At 48.6% G+C, this 2,126-nt stretch carries 1 protein-coding gene; it reads right to left on the bottom strand.

All coding sequences use genetic code 11. The features are described from left to right. Positions 1-173: 173 nt before the first annotated feature. A complete protein-coding gene (gene dnaK, locus F6K20_RS35535) occupies positions 174-2,084 on the bottom strand; it encodes a molecular chaperone DnaK (protein WP_008186736.1) in 1,911 nt (636 codons plus the stop codon). Positions 2,085-2,126 lie beyond the last annotated feature (42 nt).

The raw sequence follows: 2,126 nt of genomic DNA, 5'->3' as shown, positions 1-2,126 counted from the left end.
TCAGCTATTAGCTATCAGCTATCAGTTATCAGTTATCAGTTTATGAATAAAACAGGTAACCATTTTTTTGATCTGAGTTACGGGACGCTGACCGCTGACCGCTGACCGCTGACCGCTGACCGCTGACCGCACCTCAAGTAGCGTGCGCGTAGCGCATATGCTTACCCAAACCTCTACTTGCTTTCAGAAAACTCAGCGTCAATGACATCATCACCACCAGAGCTACCAGAAGCAGCAGCATCAGGGCCTGGTGTGTCAGCATCGGTAGCCTGAGCAGCCCCCTCAGCTTGTTGATAGAGGTTAGCACTAACACTGTAGAGAGCTTGTTGTAACTCAGGGGTCAGAGTCTTGATTTTCTCATCATCCTCTTGGCCAATTGCCTCTCGCAGGTCTTTGATCAACCCTTCGATCTTCTCCTTATCAGCAGCTGGCAATTTATCATCCAGTTCTTTAATCTGTTTCTCGGCCTGGTAGGTCAGAGAATCAGCTTGGTTCTTACGGTCAATCTTCTCACGACGCTCTTGGTCAGCCTCTGCATTAGCTTCAGCATCTTTCACCATCCGGTCTACTTCCTGATCGGATAGGGTGGACGCACCAGTAATGTTGATCGACTGTTCCTTACCAGTGCCCTTGTCCTTAGCGGTAACATTCAGGATACCGTTGGCATCAATGTCAAAGGTTACCTCAATCTGAGGGACGCCACGGGGTGCAGGGGGAATACCATCCAATCTGAAGGTTCCCAAGCTCTTGTTGTCAGAGGACATTTCCCGCTCACCCTGAAGAACATGGATTTCTACGTTGGTCTGACCATCCACAGCAGTAGAGAAGGTTTCTGACTTCTTGGTGGGGATAGTGGTGTTGCGGGGAATCAGTTTCGTCATCACGCCACCGAGAGTTTCCACACCCAAGGACAAGGGGGTAACATCCAACAGTAGGATATCCTTGACTTCACCAGCCAATACACCACCTTGGATAGCAGCACCTACTGCTACCACTTCATCGGGGTTAACGGTTTGGTTGGGGTCCTTGCCAAGTACCTTCTTGACCACCTCTTGCACTGCAGGGATCCGAGTGGAACCACCAACCAAGACCACCTCATCAATGGCACTCTTGTCGAGTTTGGCATCTTTGATGGCATTCTCTACCGGAATGCGGCAACGGTCGATTAAGTCAGAGCAAATATCTTCAAACTGACCCCTAGTCAAGGTCATATCCAGGTGCTTAGGCCCTTCTTGGGTAGCCGTGATGAAAGGCAAGTTAATGTCAGCTTGCATAACGCTAGACAACTCAATCTTGGCTTTCTCTGCGGCTTCAGTCAGACGTTGTAGAGCTTGCTTGTCCTTACGTAGGTCAATCCCTTCTGCGCTTTGGAACTCTTTGGCTAGGTGATCAACAATTTTCTTATCAAAGTCATCACCACCGAGGTGAGTGTCACCGGAGGTAGCCAACACTTCAAACACCCCGTCGCCTACTTCTAGAATGGAGACGTCAAAGGTACCACCACCCAAGTCAAACACTAGGATAGTTTCGTTGCTCTTCTTGTCTAAACCATAAGCCAGAGAGGCTGCGGTGGGTTCGTTGATAATCCGCAGCACTTCAACCCCAGCAATTTTACCCGCTGCCTTAGTAGCTTGACGCTGGGAGTCATTGAAGTAAGCTGGCACAGTAATTACGGCTTGGGTAACGGTTTCCCCAAGATACTTGCTAGCATCATCAACCAGCTTGCGCAGCACCTGAGCTGATATCTCTTCTGGCGCAAATTGCTTTCCTTGAGCTGGGCAATCTAGCTTGACATTATCACCAACCTTGAGAGTTTTGTAAGATACTTCGGTAGCCTCGTTGGTGACTTCACTGTATCTACGTCCAATGAAGCGTTTGACTGAATAGAAAGTGTTTTCGGGGTTCATCACCGCCTGACGCTTAGCAATTTGACCGACTAAGCGATCGCCATTTTTGGCATAAGCTACGACTGAAGGGGTTGTCCGAAAACCTTCTGCATTAGCAATAACCGTGGGTTTACCACCTTCCATTACTGCTACACAGGAGTTTGTTGTACCTAAGTCAATTCCAACAACTTTTGCCATAAGAGTGTTCCGGGTGCCTATAACTACAAATACTGGTAGGGA

This window comes from Moorena sp. SIO2C4 (assembly GCF_010672485.1).
Taxonomy (GTDB): domain Bacteria; phylum Cyanobacteriota; class Cyanobacteriia; order Cyanobacteriales; family Coleofasciculaceae; genus Moorena; species Moorena producens.
Note: the sequence above shows the minus strand (reverse complement) of the source record. Positions and strands in the feature narration are given on the sequence as shown.